The organism is Pseudalkalibacillus sp. Hm43, assembly GCF_054170705.1.
Genome location: NZ_CM135129.1, coordinates 1,847,106 through 1,871,113, shown reverse-complemented (window position 1 = coordinate 1,871,113; position 24,008 = coordinate 1,847,106). Strand labels below are relative to the sequence as shown.

Genomic DNA, 24,008 nt, shown 5'->3' with positions numbered 1-24,008 from the left:
AGCATTATTGAGGATAGAAAGACAACCTAATCCGCTCAATTCGGTAGAACCCTGTACAACAGGGTTCTTTTTTCCACTTATCAACCATAGACATGAATGGAGAATGACTGAGGGGGTTGGGGGATGGATTGGCTGACGACATTGCAGAACTATATTGAAGAACATAATGCCTCCTATACGATGGACTACATGAAGGATGAGCGGATCAGTACGCTTGAAGGAGAGGCGTTGGTTCGAAGGGCGAAAAGCATGAAAGAGCGGAATGCGGTCATCGTCAACGCTCAAGTTAAAGCGAAGATCATCGAGCGCACACAGCAAGGGGACAGGGAAGAGGTCGTCTATTTAGTTCTGCGTTCCTATTTGATTAAGCAAACCGTGAAATTCTATATAGAAGAGTGTCTGGAAAAAAGAAAAGCGACGATCAAAGACGATGAAATCATCCGTGATGAATCGCTCATTGAAGAAGGTATGGAACGGTCTGACCTACCGACAATCGAGCGGGATGAGGAAATCGTTCCGATGCCCCGATACCGCTACAACCGGTTGGAAGCAGTAAGATATGCGGAGAGGTGGTGGAACTCTCACAATACGGCTTACAAGCTATTTGAAAATGATTGTACTAATTTCATTTCTCAGTGCTTGCATGCGGGTGGTGCGCCGATGCGAGGGTACCCGAACCGGTCCAAGGGCTGGTGGTATCGTAGTAATAACTGGAGCTTTAGCTGGGCTGTCGCCAACACGTTACGATGGTATTTGAGCGGGTCCAAGCAAGGCTTGAGAGGGCAAGAGGTACGATCAGCGGAACAGCTTATTCCGGGAGATGTCATCTGCTATGACTTTGATGGTGACGGGCGCTGGCAGCATAATACGATCGTCGTTGCGAAGGATGAAATGGGGATGCCACTCGTTAATGCGCACACCCATAACAGCCGCATGCGTTATTGGGATTACACCGACTCGACAGCCTATACACCGAAGATCAAATATAAATTCTTTCACATCGTAGACGGGTAAAAAACAACTGTGTCATACCAGGTACGCTCAAAGAGTCGTTGGGGGAGAAGGACGTTCAGATGGTGCCAGGCACCGATCTTGAACCGTTGGGAGACAACGGGTTCATTTCGGTGCATGGCACTGCTATGAGTACTGCTATTGAAACTGCGAAGTCAATTTGGACATGCTATAATGGATGAGGTTTTAGTTTTTAAAAGAGGTGAATGAAGTTGGCAGTCCATATCGTTTTGTATCAGCCTGAAATTCCTGCGAATACAGGGAATATCGCTCGTACTTGTGCAGCGACCGATACGCATTTGCACTTGATTCGTCCGCTTGGTTTTTCCACGGATGACAAGATGTTGAAGAGAGCGGGGCTGGATTATTGGGAGCATGTGAACATTACTTATTATGACTCGATCGATGAGTTTTTCGAACAGACGGAAGGCGAGTATTTCTTATTGACCAAGTTTGGCAAGAAGCCGCATACATCCTTTGATTACAGCAATCCTGAAGAAGATTACTACTTCGTCTTCGGTAAGGAAACCACTGGTCTTCCGGACGAAGTCAAGGAGGCGTATGCAGATCGTTGCCTGCGTATCCCGATGACAAACAATGTGCGGTCTTTGAACCTATCCAACACAGCTGCGATTCTCGTGTACGAGGCTTTGAGACAGCTGGACTATCTGCATTTAAAATAGGCACAAAAAAACGACTGAATCCTTTGCGGATTTCAGTCGTTTTCTTGTGGTATGTAGACCACAGTTATTTTCTTGTACCTGGACGATCATTATATCCAGCAGTGAAAATAGCTACTAAAAAGGCAAGAATAACACCTAAAATGAGGACAAAGCTCATATAACATCCTCCTTTAGAGCATAGTATATCCATTCATACATACCATTATAGCAAATCACACAGAATTGTATATGAAAAACTGTGACAAAAATGTAATAATGAAAAGGGATCATATGGTTTCTTGTTTCCAAATGGCAATCTAGGAACCGATTACATTAGATAAAATACATACTGGGAGTTTTACATGCTGGGGAAAAACACATATTTGACGGGGTATTTCCCGTTGTTTGCCATCATTTTATTCAGTTCGTCTTTCGGTTATTATACGGAAGCGTATCTCATCGGACAATTGAAGCGGTTAGGGATTTATCGCGGGATGACAGAGCTGTTCTCCAACGTTCAAATCGAATTAGCGCTCTGGTTCATCTGTACGTTGCTCTTTTTCATGTTGTTCGCCGCCTTGAAGTTGATCTCAGACACGTTGATTGAGTTATCCCTATTTTTCTTTTCAAAAGAAGGGGAAGGGGCGACGTTGAATCAGATCAGAGGAGGCAGTTCCATCTTTCTCGTCGGCAGTCTTTGTTCGATTCTACTGGTCAAATCAACCATTCTCTTACCGATACTATTCGTGCTGACAGCTTTCATCTACTTCTTTTACTTTGTTTATAAGGCGGGCTCTGCTCTGACGACGGCAGGGATGTTCGGATTGATCTTCATGCACATGCTGTTTTGGGCTTGTTTTACATTAGGCGTCTTATATGCGGTCCTACAAGTTTATAAAGCGTTCATGTCTAGTATCTTACCTGGATAAAAAAAGGGATGACAGTGATGTCATCCCTTTTGACGTAGTGTCGTTCTCATGATCTGCTTCCAGACTTTCATGTGTTGAGCCTGGCTTTGCACGTAAGGGATCGGAGCGGGTTTGTCTTTTCCGACCCAGATGCCTGCTGTATAACGGTCAGTCATTCCGATGAACCAGAGATCTTTGGTGTTGTTCGTCGTTCCTGTTTTGCCACCGATATAAGGAGCAGGAATAGACGCTTGTCTTCCAGTCCCGCTCGTCATCACATGATTCAATAGCGTACGCATCTTGTCGTTCGTGTTTTTGGACCACACTTCCTTCGGTTTGTCACCCCATGTATAGAGCAACTCTCCATTTGGCTTCAATACACGCTTGATGGCTCGGGAAGGCTGGTAGTTGCCTCCGTTGCTGAACGTCGTATAGGCATTCGTCATCTCGAGCGGGCTCACCCCCTTTGTAAAACCACCGAGTACTGAAGACAATTTCTGATCGGTTTCATAGACCTCCTGAAAATCAAAAGGCTCCAGGTAGTTGAATGCTTTCTTCACACCGATTCTGTCCGTCAGTCGTACCGCTGCTGTGTTGATCGATTTTCCGATTGCCTCTCGGATGGAAACTTTTCCGTAAACTGCGTTTCCGTAGTTTTGAGGACAGTAGTCTCCTTTACAAATGGGCGAGGCGTTGATCGGTACATTCAGTGGTGTCGAAGTTACATCCAAAAAGGGGGCAAAAGCGAGCAATGGTTTGATCGTTGAGCCAGGCTGTCGATAGGCTTGATAGGCTCGGTTGAATTCATTCGCTTTCATGTTTTTTCCGCCCACCATGGCGGCAACTTGTCGGGTCTGATGATCAAGGATGACGAAAGCGCCTTCCACTTGTGCTGGCAATGTCTTCAGCCCCTTTTGTGCCTCCTTCTGTAGCGTCGTGTTCAGGTGCGTTTCGATTTTGACGCCTTGCTTGTACACGAGATCATACACGAACTGATCAAGTTCACGGTCGATTTTCTCCTTTTCCTCGTCTAAGTTAGCTTGCTGCCATTTTTCCTCAAAACCCTCAGAGTGTCGGATGAGTTGCTTCAACTCATGAAGGACATAGGACGTGTAATCTGGGTATAGATACTCAGACTTTGTCACCTGAAGGGTGATTTTTTCCTTTTTCGCTTGTTGCCATTCTTCCTCTGTGATGAATTGGTTTTCCTTCATTTTCTGAAGGACGTAGTGCTGACGGCTCATGGCTGGTTCCAGGTGCCGCGTCGGATCATAGTGATTCGGGCTGTTCGGAATACCGCAGAGCAGAGCGATCTCTCCGAGGGACAACTCCCGTACGGTTTTACCGAAATAATACTGGCTGGCGGTTTCGATACCGTACACGCCGTTTCCGAAGTAGATGGCGTTACTGTACAGCTCGAAAATTTCCTCTTTTGACAGCTGATTTTCCAGTTGATAAGAGAAGAAGGCTTCATTCAGCTTTCGTTTATATGTTTTGGCGTGTGATAAAAATAAGTTCCTTGCAAGCTGCTGGGTGATCGTGCTTCCGCCTTGCTGAGGCGTTTGGGAGCGGGCATTCACAATCATCGCCCGGATGATGGCGGACCCGTCGATTCCGGTGTGCTCGAAAAAATGATTGTCTTCAGCCGCAACGAACGCATGAATGACCGAGATCGGCAGTTGTTCAAAAGGTATGTAATTTCGATGTTCGGTTCCGTGTAAGGTGGCGATTTTCGTACCATCTTGCGCATGGACGGTCGAACTTTCGGTCAGGTCGATCGTTTCAATCGGGACCTGATTTTCAATCATATCGGTCGGTGATTCAACTTGCTGGAGGTCGGCCCAAACATCATCTGAGAAGGCGTACATCACCATCAAAAGGCTTGCTGTTATGATATATCCTGCGAAAAGTCTCACGTACATCCTGTCCTTAAGTAGAGTGTCTTTCTATAGTTTACCATGTCTGGAAACCATCTGGTTCAAAAGAAATCGAATGTTACCGGGTGTCCGGGCATACGATGTATTACATGTACGATTATTCCTTGGAGGGGGTACTCATGGATATTTTAGGTAAATTGCAACAGCATCGTGAAGAAGAAAAAAGACTGGTTTGGGAAGGTACCTTCGCTGAATATTTGGAGATTTTACGAGAGCGTCCTGAAGTTGCTCAATCTGCCCATTCTCGTGTTTATAATATGATTAAAAGTCATGGCATTGAAGATATGAATGGAAAGAAGAAGTTCAATTTCTTCTCCAATCAGATCTTTGGGCTGGAAGATTCGGTAGAGCGGCTTGTTGAGGAGTATTTCCATCCATCTGCAAAAAGGCTTGATGTCCGTAAGCGTATTTTGCTGTTGATGGGTCCAGTCAGTGGAGGTAAATCGACAATCGTTACGATGTTGAAGCGGGGACTGGAAGCTTACTCCAAGACAGACGAAGGCGCAGTATATGCCATCAAAGGATGTCCGATGCATGAGGATCCATTGCACTTGATTCCTCACAACATGCGCGATGATTTCCACAAGGAGTATGGCATCCGTATTGAAGGTTCGTTGTCTCCGCTGAACATGATGCGTTTGGAGCAGGAGTTCGATGGCCGTATCGAGGACATGATGGTCGAGCGAATCTTCTTCAGTGAAGATAAGCGGACAGGGATCGGGACGTTCAGTCCGTCCGATCCGAAGTCTCAAGATATTGCCGATTTGACAGGTAGCATCGACTTTTCTACGATCGCTGAATTCGGTTCCGAATCAGACCCACGTGCCTATCGTTTTGACGGTGAGTTGAACAAAGCGAACCGAGGGATGATGGAGTTCCAGGAAATGTTGAAGTGTGATGAGAAGTTCTTATGGCACTTATTGTCGTTGACGCAAGAGGGGAATTTCAAGGCGGGCCGCTTTGCACTGATTTCGGCGGATGAGCTGATTGTAGCGCATACGAACGAAGCAGAGTACAAGTCGTTCATTTCGAATAAGAAAAATGAGGCGTTGCATTCACGGATCATCGTCATGCCGATTCCTTATAACCTGAAGGTGACAGAAGAAGAGAAGATTTATGAAAAGATGATCAGTGACAGTGACATCGGTGACATTCATATTGCTCCTCATGCCTTACGTGTTGCTGCGATATTCTCTGTATTGACGAGGTTGAAGGAGTCATCGAAGCAAGGTGTCGATGTTGTGAAAAAGATGCGACTCTATGATGGTGAGAATGTAGAGGGCTTTAACACGGCGGATGTCGAGGAAATGAAGAAGGAGTTCAATGATGAAGGAATGAGCGGAATCGATCCGCGTTATGTCATCAACCGGATATCATCTGCAATCATACGTAAAGAAGTACCAGCCATCAGTCCGCTTGATGTGTTACGCTCGTTGAAGGATGGACTCGATCAACATGCTTCGATCTCGAAGGAAGACCGCGAGAAGTATATCAATTTCATATCGGTCGCACGTAAAGAGTACGACGATATTGCGAAGAAAGAAGTACAAAAGGCATTCGTCTATTCCTATGAAGAGTCTGCCAAAACACTTATGGACAATTATCTCGACAACGTAGAAGCGTATTGTAACAAGAATAAGTTACGCGATCCATTGACAGGTGATGAGATGAATCCAGACGAAAAGCTCATGCGTTCCATTGAAGAACAGATCGGTATTTCAGAGAATGCGAAGAAAGCATTCCGTGAAGAGATTTTGATCCGTATTTCGGCGTATGCTCGTAAAGGCAAGAAATTCGATTACAACTCTCATGAGCGTTTACGTGAAGCGATCCAGAAGAAGCTGTTCGCTGATTTGAAGGATGTCGTAAAGATTACCACGTCCACGAAGACACCGGATGAGTCGCAGTTGAAGAAGGTAAACGAAGTTATCGCTCGCTTGATTGATGAGCACGGATACAATTCCATTTCGGCGAATGAGCTGCTCCGCTATGTCGGAAGCTTGCTGAACCGCTAGATGGTGACAAGAGTATAGGAATGGATGAAAGAGAAAAGGCGTACAGCAGTGCGCCTTTTTTGGGTTGAATGACGAACGGCAGTACCAGGTACCATTTGTAAGCCGTTGGGGGAGTAGGATTGAAAAATGGTACCTGGTACCGAATCAAAACCGTTGATACACCTGCTTTGTATTATCGTACCTGGCACCGCCGTAAGGTTTGTCAAAAACTTTACACAAGTTTAACCTTTGGTGCACTTGCTATTAAATTGTATAAAATGGTAGATTAAAGATATCAAAGGTAAAAAAGGGTGTGTAAACATACATGACCAAAACAAAGAACAGTTTTTGGGAATGGATTAAAGCAATCGGCATTGCCCTTCTGATTGCGTTTGTCGTCCGTCATTTCCTGTTTACGAATTATGTCGTATTCGGAGAGTCCATGATGCCGACGATCCAAGAAGGCAACCGTTTAATCGTCAATAAAATCAACTATGACATTTCTGATCCTAACCGATTTGATTTAATCGTCTTTCGAGCGAATGAACAAGAAGACTACATCAAACGTGTCATCGGTCTGCCCGGTGATAAGATTGAGTATCGCAATGATAAACTATTCATCAATGATAAACCGGTAGAGGAGCCATATTTAGAGCGTTTCCGTGAAGACTTGCAGCAAGGCTCGCAATTGACTGGAGACTTTACGTTAAAAGATATCACAAAGAAAGAGCGGGTTCCTGAAGGGACGGTTTTCGTCCTTGGGGACAATCGCCTACACAGCATCGACAGCCGTCACATCGGCTTTGTGCCAGTGGAGAACATCGTCGGAGAAGTGAATTTACGTTATTGGCCAGTCTCTGAATTCAAACTCATCCAGTAGAGGTTTATGAAATCTTGATTTTGGGTAACGATAGTTTCAAGAGGTGGTAACCATGACTAAAAACAAAGGCGAAGAGCCTAAAAACAGTTCGATGGTACGAAACGAGAAAGAAATGAAAGAACACAGCAAAGTAATGGAAAACGTCTCGACGAATGAGGATGTCAGGAAAAGCGGTAAAACGCCTGACCCAGTCCAACATGAGCAAGAAGAAGACGATAAGGAATAGGCATATATGAAGAGGATGATCCCGATGGGTCATCCTCTTTTTCCTTGAAATACGAAACTTCTGCTCTCTTCCATCGTACATATTAGTAGAGAAAGGGGAGAGAGACGATGTTTCTTGTACTTGGAATTGTGATGCTGATCACGTTTGCGATTTTCATCATCCTGTATTTTGTCGCACCTCATTCCGAGATGATGCACGCGTTCGAAACGAAGAAAAGCTTTGTATTAGCACAGGCCGTCATATTGGGAGTTGCCGCCTATTTCTTCGGAGCCCATTTCAATGGACTGCACGAAGCGGAGTGGAGAGAAAGCTGGACGTATCCAGTTACCATCGGTTCGGAACCCGTTACATATGCGGGCAGTAAAACAAATGTAGGTATTGTCATGAATGAAAGACCGCAAGCGGATGAACAGTACGAAACAGAAATTCTCACCTGGGCTCCGTACGAAGAGCTTAAGCTGGAAGCGACACGTAAATGGGGCGGAGCAGATCCGTTAAATAAGATCCTCACTGAGCAAGCGAGTGAGAATGTGCCGTATGCCTATCCTGTCACCTTTCAATTCCCAAAAGAGGGAACGTGGAAAATCAGCATCATAGCGGATGGGAATAAACTGAATGAAATCATCATAAGAGTGGACTGATTATGAGACGACCTGTACGAACAGGTCGTTTTTTTACTTTCGGAGGCAGTTTTGTCCTACATCATCCCACTTCATGGACATTTCAAAATCACTTTTAAATTCAAGAACCTTGCATAGCGCGGAACTTTGTAGACAAGCAGGTTTTTGTTCGAATTTATTAGCAATTCTGAACATTTACTGCATAGGATAGAGTAATCCCCGAAAGTGAACGTGCTTTCCACTTTCAGGGAAAATAAATAAGGAGGGGAATCATTTATGACCGTCAACAAAAAAGAAAACTTCGTCGTGTCACAGGAGAACTGGTCCCTCCACCGCAAAGGTTATCAAGACCAACAGCGCCACATGGAAAAAGTACAGGAAGCTCTTAAGAACAATCTACCTGATCTGATTAGTGAGGAAAGTATCATTTTATCCAATGGTCATGATGTAATTAAAATTCCGATTCGTTCCCTGGATGAATATAAAATCCGTTATAACTACGATAAATCAAAACACGTCGGGCAGGGAGACGGAGACAGCCAAGTCGGTGATGTCATTGCACGCGATGGGAATTCAAGCGGTAAGAAAGGTGCCGGTAAAGGCAAAAAAGCAGGCGATCAAGCGGGTGACGATTATTATGAAGCAGAAGTGTCCTTGCTAGAGCTTGAGGAATTGCTTTTCAAAGAGTTGGAATTGCCGAATCTGCAGCAGAAGGAACAAGAGAATATCATCCGTGAGAAAGTCGAGTTCAACGACATTCGAAAAACCGGTCTGATGGGGAATATCGACAAGAAGAAGACCATCTTGACGGCTTACAAACGTAATGCTCTGAAAGGTGATCCTTGCATAACCCCAATCTTTCCTGAGGATCTTCGTTTCAAGACGTGGAACCAAATCGAAAAGCCGGAATCGAAAGCCGTCGTACTTGCGATGATGGATACGTCAGGATCAATGGGCATCTGGGAAAAGTATATGGCAAGAAGCTTTTTCTTCTGGATGACACGTTTCCTCCGCTCTAAATATGAAACCGTTGAAATTGAATTTATTGCGCATCATACTGAAGCGAAAGTTGTATCGGAAGAGGACTTTTTCTCCAAAGGTGAAAGCGGCGGAACCATCTGTTCATCAGCATATAAGAAAGCACTTGAGTTAATCGACCATAAATATCCACCAAGTCGATACAATATCTATCCATTCCACTTTTCTGATGGCGACAATCTTACGAGTGATAATGCACGCTGTATCAAGCTCGTCAACAAAATCATGGAAGTATCGAACATGTTCGGCTACGGTGAAGTGAATCCATACAACAGACATTCAACACTGATGAGTGTATACAAGAACATCAAAAATGAGAAGTTCTATCACTACATTTTAAAAGAAAAACGCGATGTGTATCATTCGATGAGAAGCTTTTTTAAGAAAGGCGAAAAGGATCTGGCATAAGCCTGATTTACCCTTCATCATCATCAATGGATGAAGGGATTTTTATGGAAAAATAATCTCCCCGCGCTTACATAAACTAAGAAAAATTCGAAAGGGGAGGTTCATAAAGCAGAATGCGACAATTCATCCTTATTATCAGTATTCTTGTCCTGTTTCCACAGCCTGCAGAAGCGCTTTGGAAAACGAACCTCGAAATGCACGTCATCGATGTCGGTCAGGCAGACTGTATTTATATCGAGACCTCAAACGGAAAACATGTGCTCATCGATTCTGGGGATGAGCACGATGGAAAGAAAGTCGTCTCGTACCTGCAGAAGCGAGGAATCGAGCGGATTGATTATTTGATCGCGACACATCCTCACCACGATCACATCGGCAGCATGGATGATATTTTCCAATCCTTCGATGTCGGAAAGGTCTATTTGCCGGATATCATGTATCACACAACGTACTACAAACGCCTCGTTCAGTCGATCGCCAATTCTGGAGTGGATCAGTATGTTGCGAAAGCAGGCGTGAAAGTGAAGCTCGCCCGAAATATTACAATGGAGTTCATCGCTCCTCCAGAAAAAAAGCGCTATAAATCCTTGAACGACTATTCGGCTGTCTTACAACTTCATCATGGAAAAAAGAACTTTTTACTCATGGCGGATGCAGGGGTGAAGTCAGAGAATGAACTGCTTTCTCGAATTGACGGGGAAAAAGTAGATGTACTGAAAGTGGCGCATCATGGTGCGAATACTGGCACGGGTCATGCATTGCTCAAAAAAGCGAATCCCGATTACGCCATCATTTCGGTAGGTCGGAAGAACAAGTACGGATATCCTTCCAAAGATGTGTTGAAGAGATTGAATGCCCATAAAATCCAAGTGTACCGAACCGATAAGCTAGGAACGATCATCACCAAAAGCGATGGGAAATCTGTAAAGTTCTTTACAGAATTCCCTCAATCGTGATTTGGATTTTTACGAACGACATGGATGGCACTGATGATGTGCTTGTTCAAGGTCGTACGCATGAAGCTCTGATTATATAAACGGAAGATGATTTCCCTTTTTTCATCTGAAGTCACGTATCGTGGCGGTACACTGTTGAGCGTCAAGGCGATAATGTCGACGGAACATTTCTGACAGCGGCATACCGTTTGGTAATCGGGGCTGTTCAACATGACGGTAACGAGCGTGGGGATGATTTCTTCCAAGACGTTGAAATACTCTTTAGCCAATTCTTCCACCTCTAGGTGTTAAAAGTTTTATGTACAAATGCCACCTCCAAGTGTAGAGGATTTTGATAGAAATTGGAATAGGTCGAACGTTGAAAATAAAGGAAAAATAATCTTTTTACGTAGAGGCTACACTATGGGTGAAAGGAGGATGTGCTTAAATGAACAACTTAACGAACCAACAATTACGTGCCATCATGTCCAATAATGTGGCTTCAGTTTCTCCTCAACAATCGTTGAAGGAAGCGGCTGCGTTAATGAGCCAATATAATGTAGGTGCCATCCCAGTAGTAGAAAACGGACAAGTCCGAGGGATCATCACTGACCGTGACATTACGTTACGTTCAACTGCCCAAGGGTTGGATGGGAATACACAAGTATCCCAATGTATGTCATCCAACATCGTTGCTGGAAACCCGAATATGAGTGCTCAAGAAGCTGCTCAGTTGATGTCCCAAAACCAAATCCGCCGTTTACCGGTTGTAGAAAACAATCAGATGGTCGGAATGGTTTCACTTGGTGACCTTGCAACAAAGGACGGCGACCCGAACAACGCTGGTCAAGCACTTTCAAGCATTTCTACTCCTTCCAATCCAAACGCAATACAATAACCGGAGTAAAAGCACCTGACCTCAGGTGCTTTTTTTATGGTGGTGTTTAGCGGTTGTGGTGGTGTGGTGTTTCGTGTTTTGGTCTATAATTTTTTGTTTTTATGGGAAATAAGGCGGTTTTTATGGGAAATTCGCAAAACTGATCTATAATTTTTTATTTTTATTGGAAATACTCATATTTTTATGGGAAATAATCCGCCGCTTATACATTGGCCAGAATTTTACCTTAAAATGAAACTTTTCCATTGGAAAAGTTCAGATTGGATGGAGAGCTGAGACTGAATCGCTTTAGCTTAATGACTTTTTGGCAGGAAAGACACTGGAAGTCGTTGAAAAGTATAGGTACAAGATAAGTGCGACTAGGCTTCTGGCTACGCTATCACTTGCCAATCAGCCAGTCTACTTTTCACTTGGTTACAATCACTTTTCAGCAGGAAGTTCACTCGACGTGGTGGAAAAGTGTAAGTTCAAGTATAAGTGCATCTACGTCTCTGGCTTCGTTCCACTTGCCAGTCGACTAGATTTCTTTTCACTTGGTTCTAATTACTTTTCAGCAGGAAGTTCACTCGATGTGGTGGAAAAGTGTAAGTTCAAGTATAAGTGCAACTAAAGTAATTGGCTGCCTTTACAGTTGCCAATTACTAAGTTTTCTTTTCACTTGTTAAAGATTACTTTTCAGCAGGATGAACATTCGACGTCGTTGAAAAGTATAGGAACAAGTATAAGTGCGACTAGGCTTCTGGCTACGCTATCACTTGCCAATCAGCCAGTCTACTTTTCACTTGGTTACAATCACTTTTCAGCAGGAAGTTCACTCGACGTGGTGGAAAAGTGTAAGTTCAAGTATAAGTGCATCTACGTCTCTGGCTTCGTTCCACTTGCCAGTCGACTAGATTTCTTTATATAGTGGGATTAGAATCTGTGCAAAGGGTGTGAGGGTATGATTAAAGCGGTTGTGTTCGATTTTGATGGGACGATTCTTGATACAGAGTCGTGTGAGTACAACGTTTTACAACGAATTTATAAGGAACATGGTGCTGAGCTTCCGATTGAAGTATGGGGAGAATGTATTGGCACACACGCTACATATTTTGATGCGCATGAGTATTTAGAGGAACAGATCGGGAAGAAACTCGATCGAGAACATATCAAGCAGCAAAGGCTGGACATTTTCCAGGAGCTCATCAAAGACCGTGAAGCTCTTCCTGGCGTAACGGAATACCTTGAAGCTGCCAAACAGCTCGGTCTGAAAATCGGGCTTGCGTCCAGCTCATCCTACAAGTGGGTGTCGAAGCATATCAAAAACCTTGGAATTGATCATTATTTCGAGACGATTAAAACTTCAGATGATGTAGAGACCGTCAAACCAGACCCGACATTGTTCCGTTTAGCGGTAGAAGCGCTAGGAGTTAAACCAGAAGAGGCGATTGCATTCGAGGACTCTGTGAACGGCGCCAAATCAGCAAAACGTGCAGGCCTTCACACAGTCGTTATCCCGAACTTGGTCACTCGCCATTTGACGTTTGAGGAGTATGACCTGAAGCTGGAGTCATTAGCGGAGATGGAACTTCAACAGATGATCGATCAGTTTTCAAAACAGTGATGAACGGGAATAGGCAGATTACAGGAATCAATCACATCACACTGAATGTCCGGGACTTGAAAGAGTCCCTTCATTTTTATGAGGGCATTTTGAATATGAAGAGAGTGCACCTAGGAAAAACGGATGCCTATTTGGAGAGTGGAGCGGCGTGGATTTGTCTTTTGGAAAAAGGGCATCATGAAAGTGAATCCAACAATGAATCCATCGGAGTCGATCACTTTGCTTTTTCAATCAGTGAGAGTGGTTTCCACGACATGGTACAAGCTCTCCATTCAAACCAGGTACCGATTGTCAGGGGACCGATTGAACGCGGTGGAGGTCTTGTCGTGAACTTTCTTGATCCGAATGGCATTCAACTCGAACTGAACACATCAAATTTGCAGACGAGAATGAAAGACTGGCGATAAATAGGAAGGATGGTAGTGCATGTCATCAGTGGATGAATCAAAATTTGAGAAGAAAATTTTCCTAAGAAACATAGAACATAAAGATATTGATGAAATCCTTGAATTGCAGAAAATCTGTTTCCCGAATATGGACCCGTGGAAAAGAGCGCATTTGGAGAGCCATCTGGATATTTTTCCGGAAGGCCAATTTTGCGTGGAATTCGATGGGAAAATCATTGGGACTTGCTCCAGTCTGATCGTCAACTTCGACGAATACGATGAGAAGCATACATGGGATGAAATTACGGATGAAGGCTATATTACGAATCATGATCCAGAAGGGTACAACCTTTATGGAATTGAAGTGATGGTCCATCCGGATTTCCGCAGGATGAAAATCGGTCGACGACTATACGAAGCTCGAAAAGAGTTGGCGGAAAAGCTGAATTTGAAAAGCATCATCATCGGAGGCCGGATTCCAAACTACCATAAATATGCCGATCAGATGACACCGCGTGAATACGTGAAAGAAGTGGTGCATCACAATATTTATGACCCTGTGCTGACCTTCCAGTTGATGAACGGCTTTGCACTCATGCGGATCAATCCGGATTATCTTCCGGATGACAAAGCTTCCAATGCTCATGCGACACTTATGGAATGGAACAACATCGATTACAGGGCGACGTCCAAACGTCATTTCAAAACGTCTTTCCCGGTTCGCATTACGACAATCCAGTACATGATGAGACAGATTCATTCGTTTGATGAGTTTGCCAACCAGGTCGAATATTATACGGATGTAGCTTCAGACTATGGATCGGATTTCGTCGTGTTCCCAGAAATTTTCACGACGCAATTGATGAGCTATCTTGATGAGAAGAGTCCGAGCCAGGCTGTTCGCCGTCTGACTCAATATACGGAAGACTATATCGAGTTGTTTACCGAATTCGCTGTCCGATACAACGTGAATATCATCGGCGGATCCCATTTCGTTGAAGAAGAAGGGAAAATCTATAACATCGCTTACCTTTTCCGAAGAGATGGGACGATCGAGAAGCAATACAAGCTACACATCACACCAAACGAGCGGAAGTGGTGGGGCGTCAGTCCTGGAGATAAAGTGAATGTGTTCGATACGGATTGCGGGAAAATTGCGATCCTGATCTGTTATGACATCGAATTCCCTGAGCTTGCGCGTTACGTAACCGATAAAGGTGCACGGATCATCTTCACACCTTTCTGTACAGATGACCGTCAAGGATACCTCCGTGTGAGATATTGTTCTCAAGCTCGTGCGATCGAAAACCAAGTTTATACGGTGCTTTCCGGAACTGTCGGAAATCTTCCTCAAACGGAAAACATGGACGTCCAATACGCACAGTCCGGTATTTTCACACCATCTGATTTCACTTTCCCGCGCGACGGAATTGTCGGAGAGTGTAATCCGAACATAGAAACGCTGGTTGTCGGAGATGTCGATTTAGAGATTTTAAGAAGACATAGAAGGTCAGGAAGTGTCATGCAACTCCGTGACAGAAGACGTGACCTTTATGAAGTGAACATGAAAAAGCAAGATGAACAGTAATTCTACACGGGAAAAGGCAGGCATTCGACCTGCCTTTTTTCATTATTCGATGAAGTATTGTCTAGCTACAGAGCCCATCCTTTCAGTCCACTTCAGTCCTCCTGTGGCGGCAACACACTGAATTACTTACAGGATTCAACCCACGCAGGACCAAACAATGTTTGGTTCGAGCCTCCTCGTCATACTTCCAGTGACTTTCAAGGCTGAACGGGCTCTTCCGCTTTTCTTTATTTTCCGGGGAATACTGACATTTTATGGTTGCTTATTTTGTAAAAAGATGGTTTCGACAGCATGGTAGCAGATCAGGCATGAACTACGAAAGGTATGGAGGAGTAGGGAAGATGCTGTAGAATTCAGTACCGAAAGACCTGCTGATGGCAATGTATGAGAAATAGTGGAGGATTACCCGGAATTCTTATACAATAGGGTGTGGAAGAGTCTATATTAACAGGAGGCAAACATGAGCTGGAAAACAAGTTATGATCGTTGGAATGCATTTGAACAACTGGATAAGGAACTACGCAAGCAGCTTCATTCCATTCGTGAACAAGAAGAGAAGTTGGAAGACAGCTTCTATAAAAACTTGGAGTTCGGAACAGGTGGTATGCGCGGAGAAATCGGACCTGGAACGAACCGGATGAACAAATACACCATCCGTAAGGCTTCAGAAGGGCTTGCCCGATACATAGATCAATTTGGTGAGGAAGCGAAACACCGCGGTGTCGTCATCGCTTACGATTCTCGTCATAAGTCACCGGAATTTGCGATGGAAGCGGCTAGAACGCTCGGTCGTCATGGCATTCAAACGTATGTTTTTAACGAGTTGCGTCCGACACCTGAATTGTCCTTCGCAGTACGTTATTTACATGCGTTCTCAGGAATCGTCATTACCGCGAGCCATAATCCTCCGGAATACAATGGTTATAAGGTATACGGAGATGACGGGGGACAGCTTCCTCCGAAAACGGCGAATGAAGTGATCGAATGTGTCAATCAGGTTGAAAATGAACTGGAGATTGAGATTGCTGATGAAGAAGAATTGAAGGCTTCGGGCTTATTGAAAATGATCGGAGAGCAAATCGATCGAGCGTATGTCGAACAGCTTGTCGGCATTTCCGTCAACTCTGAACTGATTCAGGAGCAGAGTGATCTGAAGATCGTATTCACACCTTTACATGGAACGGCGAACAAACCTGTAAGACGAGGCTTGGAAGCGTTAGGGTTCAAGCATGTGACGGTTGTCAGTGAACAGGAGCTACCTGACCCTGAGTTTTCAACTGTAAAATCTCCAAACCCTGAGGAACATGCTGCATTTGAGCTTGCGATGCAATATGGAGAGAAAGAAAATGCCGATCTTTTGATGGCAACCGATCCAGATGCGGACCGAGTCGGAATCGCTGTGAAGAATGAGGAAGGGGAGTACGTCGTACTGACGGGGAACCAAACCGGCGCTCTCATCTTGAACTATTTGTTGAACGAAAAACAAAACCAAGGTGAGCTCCCGGAAAACGGTGTTGTTTTGAAAACGATCGTAACCTCGGAAATCGGTCGTACGATTGCTTCGAAGTATGGACTTAAAACGGTCGATACGCTGACTGGATTCAAGTTCATCGGTGAAAAGATGAAAGAATACGAAGAAACGGGCGAGCACACTTTCTTGTTCGGATATGAGGAAAGTTACGGATACCTCATCGGAGATTTCGTGCGGGATAAGGATGCGGTCCAGGCTTGTCTGATGGCAGCAGAAGTTGCGGCTTATTATAAATCAAAAGGAAAGACGCTTTATCAAGGATTGCTGGAAATCTTTGAAGAGTACGGATACTATCAAGAGGGTCTTGAATCACTCACTTTGAAAGGGAAAAAAGGAGCAGAGGAAATCCAGGAGATTTTGTCATCCTTCAGAACCCAGGCACCTTCCGAATTCGGAGGCATTCCGGTATCCATCATTGAAGATTATCAAAGCAAGGAACGTTTTTACGTCCAGTCGACAGATGTTGAGGAAATGACACTACCACCATCGAACGTCATTAAATATATCCTAGAGGATGGTTCATGGGTATGTCTTCGTCCATCCGGAACCGAGCCGAAGATCAAGTTCTATTTCGGTACCCAATCGGATTCACTGAAAAAGAGCCAGGATCTTCTAGCGAAGTTGAAAGAAGACGTAATGGAAAAAGTGAACCACATCAGAGGATAAAATAAGGAAGGATTGACCATAGCGTCAATCCTTTTTTCAAAATGTTATGGAAGGCTAGCTGGTACTGAAAACCGAGAAACGGCTGTTTTGAGTACCACATAGAAGGTCTAGCTGGTACTGATAACGAAAAAACTTAAGTTGACTACCAGGTAAACACCTACCTATCACGTCGTCCTAAACAAATCGCGTTTTGACTTGATTTTTCCGTGCCCTTTGCAAGCCGGGCATTTTTTGATTTTGATAAAAGGGAGGAAGGAAGAGACTTTTCCTGAACCTTTGCATTGCGGACAAAGTATGAAAATCGCCATCCTTGTCTCCTTTCTCTGAACGAATGAATTTCTGTCGATGAACGAACTCTATTACCATTCTATGTCTAGATGAATAAACTTAAACGTGGAAGCAGGTGAATCACTCAATGTTACAAGCCATCATCTTATTCGTACTTGCTGGTCTTGCCGAAATTGGAGGCGGCTATTTGTTCTGGTTATGGTTGAGAGAAGGAGGACCTGTCTGGTTTGGAGGGATCGGAGCAATCATACTCATGATTTATGGCATTGTTCCGACCTTTCAATCGTTCCCATCGTTTGGTAGGGTATATGCGGCCTATGGAGGAATTTTCATCGTTTTAGCCTTGTTATGGGGTTGGTTGGTCGATAAAAAGACCCCGGATCAGTATGACATCATTGGTGCAATCGTCTGTCTGATCGGAGTCTCTATCATATTATGGGCACCAAGAATGCCCTAAAGTGCTGGGTGAGACCGTTTGGTCAAGGTGATGAATGTGGTCGTGATACCGACCGCAATAATCGTGATGAGCGAGTAGAGAAAGGATTCGCCCCCTAGTAAAAGGCCACCGCAAATGATGACGATTCCATCGATAAGGAAGATGATGATCCCGACATTCAGATTGGTCAGCTTCGAAATCATTTGAGCGAGTAGATCGGTGCCACCCGTACTTGTCTCTTGTTGAAGCATGATTCCGATCCCTATACCGACTAGAAAACCACCAATCAAAGCACATAGAAATAACGGCGGATGTGACCAATGCCGGATCGGGGAGAACGCATCAATGAAAAAGGATGAAATCAGCATCCCATGCAAGCTGTTATAAAAATAGGAACGGTGATAGAACCAGGCTAGTCCGTATAACGGGAGACTCAACAGAATGATCACGAGACCCGGCTGGAATCCCCACGTATAATTCGCAATCAAGCTGATGCCGATCATCCCTCCATCGAGGAGATGATGAGGGGCTAGCAGACCGTTAATCCCGACGCCTATGAAAATACTCCCAATCAGAATCGCAAACCACTTTTTCATTAAAACCTCTCCCTGTGAACCGCAACCTTTATAACAACATATGTACAAGTCTATTGTGATATGAGAAAGGAAATCATGATGAAAGTTCGAATACGTAACGCGAAAATCAGTGATTTAGGCGAAATGTTAACCATCTATAATGAGGTTGTCCGTACCTCTCCAGTAACCTTTGATTTAAACGAACAAACATTGGAAGAAAGAGAAGAGTGGTTCCGGCAGTTTAATGAGAAGTATCCGATTTTTGTCGCGGAACATGACGGTGAGATTCTTGGATATGCTTGTCTGACGAAGTTCCGTCCAAAGCCTGCCTATACCGATACAGTAGAAGACTCTGTCTATATTAAAAAGAAAGCCCGAGGGAATGGAGTAGGTTCGATGCTGCTCACGAAGTTGATCCGTGAGGCGCGTCAACAAGGTCATCATTCCATCATTGCTGTCATAGCGAACGATGAATCTTCCAGTGTGAAACTGCATGAGAAGTTCGGCTTCGTAAAAACAGGATACATCAAGGAAGCCGGGTACAAGTTCGGAAGATGGCACGACATTCATTTCTATCAGTTGAAGCTAGAGTAGACGAATGTAGCTTTCATTGGTAAATCATGCGTGTACTAATCAAATGGAGTCGGTTTTGGGATAACTACCAAATGGAATAACATGGAGAAATATAGATAGAATTGTTGAGTAAAAGTGAGATTCTTTCACTAGCGCACTTTATCAAAGCAAAAAAAAAGTCCATTTTGTTATTTAAAATGGAGCAACACATACGACAAATGCTGGACAATTGACAGAAGGTGTACGTAAGATTTCAACGTCCACATCGTTACATACTGAAAGGCATTCATTTATACGGATGCACTTCTTACCAAATAAGGATACTAGTTTTGGGTTACCATTTATTGAAGCCCAGATCACTACTGAACATGGAGTACCATCTACTGTTAATGCTCTTTTTAGAGTTTTTATTATACCCTGATTATTAAGGTCTTCTTGATTAATTAAATGTGAACCAGCATCTAAACTTGGACATAATGATTGTGCTTCTTCAGAACTTACTAACTGATTGACAAAGAATATACGCTCACCCATATCGGTGAAGAATATAGCTGTGTTAATTTCTTCTCTTTTAGCAGCACATTCAAGTGACTCATTAGGTGGAACTGGATTAGGACAAGAACTTTGTTTTCTTACACCGTAACATCCACAATCCAAGAAAAACACCTCCTTTTATAATAGTTTATTCATTAAAAAGGAGGGTGCTTGTACGAGTGACTTATACTAATAGTTGAACTTTACACTACTAAAGCTTTTAAGGAGTATTAGTACATTATTTTAGTATATTTAGAATTGAGTTATTCACTAATTAAAATTTACCAACAAATCATAACAAGAAAGGATCAGCCATATTCGGCTGATCCTTTCTAATGAACTTTTATCGAATTTGTCCTGTTCCAGTCATTTGATATTTCACTGTTGTTAGTGCTGGTAGACCCATTGGTCCACGTGCATGTAACTTCTGAGTGGAAATACCGATTTCAGCACCGAAACCGAGTGCACTACCGTCTGTGAAACGTGTTGAAGCGTTGTGATATACAGCAGCTGCATCTACTAGTCCTAAGAATGTTTTAGCAGCAGTATCGTCTTCTGTAACAATCGCTTCAGAGTGTTTTGTACCATACGTTTCGATGTGCTCGACTGCTTCAGATACATCGCCTACTGTTTTGACAGCGATATGCTTGGAAAGATATTCGTTCGCCCAATCTTCCTCACCAGCTTCGATCGCTCCAGGTAGGACAGATAATGCATATTCGTCACCATGAGGTGTAATTCCGTGCTCTTTGAATGCAGCAATCAATTGGTCTTTATTCGTTTCGAACCATTCTTTGTGAATGATTACTGTCTCTACGGCGTTACAAACCGCTGGACGATCCGTTTTCGCGTTCATAACAATGTTGATGGCTTTCTCAACATCTGCCGCTTTGTCGATATAGATGTGACAGTTTCCGACACCGGTTTCAAGGACCGGCACTGTCGCATTGTTAACGACCGCTGCAATCAGGGAGCCGCCTCCTCGTGGAATCAACACATCGATGTGCTCTTTCATCGTGAACAGTTCTTGTGTTGCAGAACGATCAGTACTTGCAATGAATTGTACCGCTTCTTTCGGAATCTTCGTCTTTTCAAGACCGCGGTGCATGACCTCGACAATCGTCTGGTTTGAAACAAGGGCAGAAGATCCACCTTTCAGAACGATTGCGTTACCGGATTTCAATGCAAGTCCTGTTGCGTCAACGGTTACGTTCGGGCGAGCTTCATAAATCATGCCGATGACACCAAGTGGTACTGTCACTTGCTGTACGTTCAATCCATTTTCAAGATCCCAGTCGGATTTAACGATTCCTGTCGGATCTTCAAGGTCAGCGACTTCGCGAAGCCCTTTTGCAAAATCATAGATTCGTTCTTTGGAAAGAGCCAAACGATCCATGAAGGCATCGTCATAGCCTTTTTCCTTTCCTTTTTCAAGGTCCTTTTCATTCGCTTGTAAAATCGTTTCGTAATCTTTTTCAAGCATATCTGCTACCGTATGCAGTGCTTCATTCTTCTCTTCTGTTGTCAGCATGGACAACGTTTTTGCAGCTTTCTTTGCTTTAATAGCTTGTTCTTCGACGTTCGTTTTTTCAACTGTTAACGTCATTCTATCCCTCCAGTAATATAATTGAGTGTCGTTCATTGATTGTTGTGAGACTTTATAATTTGGCTCTTTTCTATAAGATTGTTGCTCTTATGGCATTTTTAAAAATCACCTTGTTCAAGTTGTTTGGAGAGCAAGGTGCGAGACTCCAGCGGGATCAGCGGGACAGGTGAGACCATTCACTTTTTAAAAGGATCTTCGACTAAGACCCACCACGTCCTGTGGTGAACGTCGAAGCCAGCACATCCTGTGCAAGTGAGTGGGCTCACCGCACGCCCCGCGGAAAGCGAGCATCCTGGAGCGGAAATCAACGACTTTCAAGAGCAACAAAGTTTGCAAAACAGCCTATACTCTAAATGAAAAATCTTGTTAAACGCCAACCGGTACGGCTACATCGAGGTGACAGACGAGGTCTTCACTTTCGACAGCCGCTGTTTGGAAATCTTGCAGCTTGATTTCTTTTTGATTGATCAGACGTTTCAATTCGTTTGCTGAATAATTCATTACACCAAGGCCGATGTCTTCGCCGCTGATGTTTTTGATACGGATGACCGCACCTTTGTCGAAGCGTCCACTGACACTGTGCACATCTAATGGTGAAAGGCTCTTGTTGTTTTCTTGGATAGATGCACCGATCTTATCGTTGATCGTCACTTCACCTTCAGGTCCAGAATTGAACGCAATCCATTGCTTCTTCTGGTTCAAGTTTTCATTTTCACTCTTCGGTTCGAAGTACGTTCCAGTCGCTTCATGATTGACAGCATCATAAACGATATTCGGCGTACTTGCTTTCCCTAAGAAAGATGAAATGCCGGATGCAAGTGAAATCTTGAATGCATCAATCTTCGATTTCATACCACCTGTACCGACTGCGCTACCAGGATCTCCGGCTACCGCTTCGATTTCAGGAGTAATTTCGTGAACCTGATTGAGAAGCTGTGCATCTTCATTCTTTCGAGGGTCATCGTCGTACAATCCGTCAATATCGGATAAAATGATGAGCTGATCTGCGTTGACGAGTCCTGCAACTTTTGCAGATAGTGTATCGTTGTCTCCGAACTTCAAGAAATCCATCGTGATCGTGTCATTTTCGTTCACAATCGGGATGATTCCGCGTTCTAATAGTACGGTCAATGTACTTCTTGCATTGTTGTACCGGTTTTCATCTGAAAAATCATCACGGGTGATCAAGATTTGAGATCCGACATATCCGTGGGAGATGAAGAGATCCGAGTACGTTTCAATCAGAAGTCCTTGGCCGATTGACGCGGCCGCTTGTTTTTCTGGCAACGTATCTGGTCGGGAAATGAACCCGAGTTTTCGGTAGCCCGCTGCAACGGCTCCGGATGATACGAGCAATACTTCATGCCCATCGTCTTTCAGTCGGACGACTTCATCGACCAGCTTTTCAATTTTTCTACGACTCAATTCTCCGTGTAAGCTTGTTAATGAACTGCTTCCTATTTTGATTACAATTCGTTTTTTATCCATATCAGGTGTCACATTCACTCCTATAATCTAGCGTTTTTTTAAAAATAAAGATTTCCTAATTTTCTAAGATGAAATGTCTAGCTCAGCGCCCAACTACTTGGCTCACTTCAGACTTCTTGCGGCGGCAAAGCCTCCTCATCAGTCTTCCAGTGACCTTCGTAGTTAAGCAGAGCGCTTACGCTTTTCTATCGTACGGCAAATACTTTTTCAAGTTCTTCACGTAGTTCTTTTGAACGTGAAGCTGCACCTTTCACGGCTTCTGCAATCGCTTCACCGCCACCATGTTCGTCAAGCGCATCTAGTCCTGCTGCAGTTGTTCCGTTCGGGGAGGTGACGTTCTTACGAAGCTGTGTTGGCGTTTCTTCCCGTTCAAGCATCATTGTCGCCGCGCCTAGAATCGTTTGGGCACCGATTTTACGAGCCATTTCACGATCCATTCCGCCTTCGACACCAGCTTGCTCGATGTGTTCCATCAAGTTGTAGAAGTAAGCTGGGCCACTGCCTGCAATTCCTGTGAAGATATCCATTTGCTCTTCTTCAATGATGTAAGCTTCTCCGATGCATTGCATAAGTTCTTTCGTAAAGACGACTTGATCCATTGAAACATGCTTACCAGGTGAAATTGCTGTTGCGGATTCACGCAGCATGCTGGATGTGTTCGGCATCACTCGGATGACTTGCTGGCTCTCATTCAGGTTTTCTTCCATATAAGAGGTTGAAATACCAGCCAATACCGAGATGAGCACTTGTTCAGGTCGAAGACGATCTTTCAAGTCTTCTAATACTGCATCAATGTCTTTCGGTTTCATTGCTAGAATGAATACATCGATTTCGCTAAAGTCTAATTCACTTTTCTTTATTGCTTCAATTCCATACTTTACTTTCATTTCATTTAAACGTTCTTGGTTACTACGGTTGGTCACGACGAGTTGTTCTGGAGCTAATTTTCCTGATTCAACAATTCCAGAGATCATCGCTTCAGCCATATTACCTGCGCCTAGAAAGGCAACGCGTTGTTTTAACAAAGTAACCACTCCTATATACCGTCCTTTTTTCAACGTTTTTAATCGTAACATTCAGGCAAATTAATTCAACAGTATATACCAAATAGGTTGAATAAGGACGAAAAACCCCAAGTAAGCGTTTACATCGACTTTTATATGTCTCAAATCCTTTCTTAGGAAGTCTCATCTATGCACAGGGATGTATACGCTTGC

Annotated in this window: 23 protein-coding genes; 16 read left to right on the top strand and 7 right to left on the bottom strand. The window is 43.9% G+C overall.

The features are described 5' to 3' along the window. Nucleotides 1–123 precede the first annotated feature (123 nt). The 3 genes from ACXQIQ_RS09875 (at nucleotide 124) to ACXQIQ_RS09865 (ending at nucleotide 2,602) form a co-directional block, all read left to right on the top strand. Nucleotides 124–1,014, top strand: a complete 891-nt coding sequence (locus ACXQIQ_RS09875; RefSeq protein ID WP_439298936.1) for an amidase domain-containing protein — start codon at nucleotides 124–126, stop codon at nucleotides 1,012–1,014. 209 nt (nucleotides 1,015–1,223) lie between these two features. After that, a complete protein-coding gene (gene trmL, locus ACXQIQ_RS09870; RefSeq protein ID WP_439298937.1) occupies nucleotides 1,224–1,694 on the top strand; it encodes a tRNA (uridine(34)/cytosine(34)/5-carboxymethylaminomethyluridine(34)-2'-O)-methyltransferase TrmL in 471 nt (156 codons plus the stop codon). A 341-nt stretch (nucleotides 1,695–2,035) separates the two neighbouring features. Then, a complete protein-coding gene (locus ACXQIQ_RS09865; RefSeq protein ID WP_439298938.1) occupies nucleotides 2,036–2,602 on the top strand; it encodes a DUF5366 family protein in 567 nt (188 codons plus the stop codon). A 20-nt stretch (nucleotides 2,603–2,622) separates the two neighbouring features. Here the strand turns inward: ACXQIQ_RS09865 and ACXQIQ_RS09860 are convergent, their stop codons facing one another. Further along, the gene (locus ACXQIQ_RS09860; RefSeq protein WP_439298939.1) at nucleotides 2,623–4,497 is read right to left on the bottom strand and encodes a transglycosylase domain-containing protein; all 1,875 of its coding nucleotides are present in this window, start codon (nucleotides 4,495–4,497) and stop codon (nucleotides 2,623–2,625) included. A gap of 140 nt (nucleotides 4,498–4,637) precedes the next feature. Between ACXQIQ_RS09860 and ACXQIQ_RS09855 the strand changes: the two genes are divergently transcribed. From ACXQIQ_RS09855 to ACXQIQ_RS09830, 6 genes are all read left to right on the top strand, one after another. Further along, nucleotides 4,638–6,533: a PrkA family serine protein kinase gene (locus tag ACXQIQ_RS09855; RefSeq protein ID WP_439298940.1), complete on the top strand. Its 1,896-nt coding sequence runs from the start codon at nucleotides 4,638–4,640 to the stop codon at nucleotides 6,531–6,533. 304 nt (nucleotides 6,534–6,837) lie between these two features. Further along, nucleotides 6,838–7,392, top strand: a complete 555-nt coding sequence (lepB, locus tag ACXQIQ_RS09850; RefSeq protein ID WP_439298941.1) for a signal peptidase I — start codon at nucleotides 6,838–6,840, stop codon at nucleotides 7,390–7,392. 52 nt (nucleotides 7,393–7,444) lie between these two features. Further along, the gene (locus ACXQIQ_RS09845; protein WP_439298942.1) at nucleotides 7,445–7,618 is read left to right on the top strand and encodes a hypothetical protein; all 174 of its coding nucleotides are present in this window, start codon (nucleotides 7,445–7,447) and stop codon (nucleotides 7,616–7,618) included. 107 nt (nucleotides 7,619–7,725) lie between these two features. Then, a complete protein-coding gene (locus ACXQIQ_RS09840; RefSeq protein WP_439298943.1) occupies nucleotides 7,726–8,259 on the top strand; it encodes a hypothetical protein in 534 nt (177 codons plus the stop codon). A gap of 255 nt (nucleotides 8,260–8,514) precedes the next feature. Beyond that, nucleotides 8,515–9,684, top strand: coding sequence for a sporulation protein YhbH (yhbH, locus tag ACXQIQ_RS09835; RefSeq protein ID WP_439298944.1), 1,170 nt, complete (start codon nucleotides 8,515–8,517; stop codon nucleotides 9,682–9,684). Between the two features lie 113 nt (nucleotides 9,685–9,797). Further along, nucleotides 9,798–10,640 (top strand): ComEC/Rec2 family competence protein, encoded by an 843-nt coding sequence (locus ACXQIQ_RS09830; RefSeq protein ID WP_439298945.1) that lies wholly within the window; start codon nucleotides 9,798–9,800, stop codon nucleotides 10,638–10,640. Here the strand turns inward: ACXQIQ_RS09830 and ACXQIQ_RS09825 are convergent. Then, the gene (locus ACXQIQ_RS09825) at nucleotides 10,631–10,909 is read right to left on the bottom strand and encodes a late competence development ComFB family protein (RefSeq protein ID WP_439298946.1); all 279 of its coding nucleotides are present in this window, start codon (nucleotides 10,907–10,909) and stop codon (nucleotides 10,631–10,633) included. The genes ACXQIQ_RS09830 and ACXQIQ_RS09825 overlap by 10 nt on opposite strands. Before the next feature lie 158 nt (nucleotides 10,910–11,067). On the opposite strand from ACXQIQ_RS09825, the gene ACXQIQ_RS09820 reads away from it, so the two are divergent. The 6 genes from ACXQIQ_RS09820 (at nucleotide 11,068) to ACXQIQ_RS09795 (ending at nucleotide 18,036) form a co-directional block, all read left to right on the top strand. Then, a complete protein-coding gene (locus tag ACXQIQ_RS09820; RefSeq protein WP_439298947.1) occupies nucleotides 11,068–11,517 on the top strand; it encodes a CBS domain-containing protein in 450 nt (149 codons plus the stop codon). Between the two features lie 940 nt (nucleotides 11,518–12,457). Continuing rightward, on the top strand, nucleotides 12,458–13,120 hold the full coding sequence (locus ACXQIQ_RS09815) for an HAD family hydrolase (RefSeq protein ID WP_439298948.1): 663 nt from the start codon (nucleotides 12,458–12,460) through the stop codon (nucleotides 13,118–13,120). After that, the gene (locus ACXQIQ_RS09810; protein WP_439301902.1) at nucleotides 13,120–13,527 is read left to right on the top strand and encodes a VOC family protein; all 408 of its coding nucleotides are present in this window, start codon (nucleotides 13,120–13,122) and stop codon (nucleotides 13,525–13,527) included. Before ACXQIQ_RS09815 ends, ACXQIQ_RS09810 begins: the two co-directional genes overlap by 1 nt. Nucleotides 13,528–13,546: 19 nt before the next feature. Then, nucleotides 13,547–15,094, top strand: coding sequence for a GNAT family N-acetyltransferase (locus tag ACXQIQ_RS09805; protein WP_226548518.1), 1,548 nt, complete (start codon nucleotides 13,547–13,549; stop codon nucleotides 15,092–15,094). Nucleotides 15,095–15,554: 460 nt separating this feature from the next. Beyond that, nucleotides 15,555–17,291: a phospho-sugar mutase gene (locus ACXQIQ_RS09800; RefSeq protein ID WP_439298949.1), complete on the top strand. Its 1,737-nt coding sequence runs from the start codon at nucleotides 15,555–15,557 to the stop codon at nucleotides 17,289–17,291. 415 nt (nucleotides 17,292–17,706) lie between these two features. Next, a complete protein-coding gene (locus ACXQIQ_RS09795) occupies nucleotides 17,707–18,036 on the top strand; it encodes a YnfA family protein (protein WP_439298950.1) in 330 nt (109 codons plus the stop codon). On the opposite strand, the gene ACXQIQ_RS09790 is transcribed toward ACXQIQ_RS09795, so the two are convergent. Next, the gene (locus ACXQIQ_RS09790; RefSeq protein WP_439298951.1) at nucleotides 18,033–18,611 is read right to left on the bottom strand and encodes a YitT family protein; all 579 of its coding nucleotides are present in this window, start codon (nucleotides 18,609–18,611) and stop codon (nucleotides 18,033–18,035) included. The two genes, ACXQIQ_RS09795 and ACXQIQ_RS09790, sit on opposite strands and share 4 nt — an antisense overlap. A gap of 75 nt (nucleotides 18,612–18,686) precedes the next feature. Here ACXQIQ_RS09790 and ACXQIQ_RS09785 point away from each other — a divergent pair, with 75 nt between their 5' ends. Then, on the top strand, nucleotides 18,687–19,184 hold the full coding sequence (locus ACXQIQ_RS09785; RefSeq protein WP_439298952.1) for a GNAT family N-acetyltransferase: 498 nt from the start codon (nucleotides 18,687–18,689) through the stop codon (nucleotides 19,182–19,184). 171 nt (nucleotides 19,185–19,355) lie between these two features. On the opposite strand, the gene ACXQIQ_RS09780 is transcribed toward ACXQIQ_RS09785, so the two are convergent. From ACXQIQ_RS09780 to proC, 4 genes are all read right to left on the bottom strand, one after another. After that, nucleotides 19,356–19,820 carry a hypothetical protein gene (locus ACXQIQ_RS09780; RefSeq protein WP_439298953.1) on the bottom strand — a complete coding sequence of 155 codons (465 nt, stop codon included), beginning with the start codon at nucleotides 19,818–19,820 and terminating at the stop codon, nucleotides 19,356–19,358. Nucleotides 19,821–20,040: 220 nt separating this feature from the next. Then, nucleotides 20,041–21,303, bottom strand: a complete 1,263-nt coding sequence (locus ACXQIQ_RS09775) for a glutamate-5-semialdehyde dehydrogenase (protein WP_439298954.1) — start codon at nucleotides 21,301–21,303, stop codon at nucleotides 20,041–20,043. Between the two features lie 366 nt (nucleotides 21,304–21,669). Then, nucleotides 21,670–22,791, bottom strand: a complete 1,122-nt coding sequence (proB, locus tag ACXQIQ_RS09770) for a glutamate 5-kinase (protein ID WP_439298955.1) — start codon at nucleotides 22,789–22,791, stop codon at nucleotides 21,670–21,672. Between the two features lie 185 nt (nucleotides 22,792–22,976). Then, nucleotides 22,977–23,777 carry a pyrroline-5-carboxylate reductase gene (gene proC, locus ACXQIQ_RS09765; RefSeq protein ID WP_458026104.1) on the bottom strand — a complete coding sequence of 267 codons (801 nt, stop codon included), beginning with the start codon at nucleotides 23,775–23,777 and terminating at the stop codon, nucleotides 22,977–22,979. Between the last annotated feature and the right edge of the window lie 231 nt (nucleotides 23,778–24,008).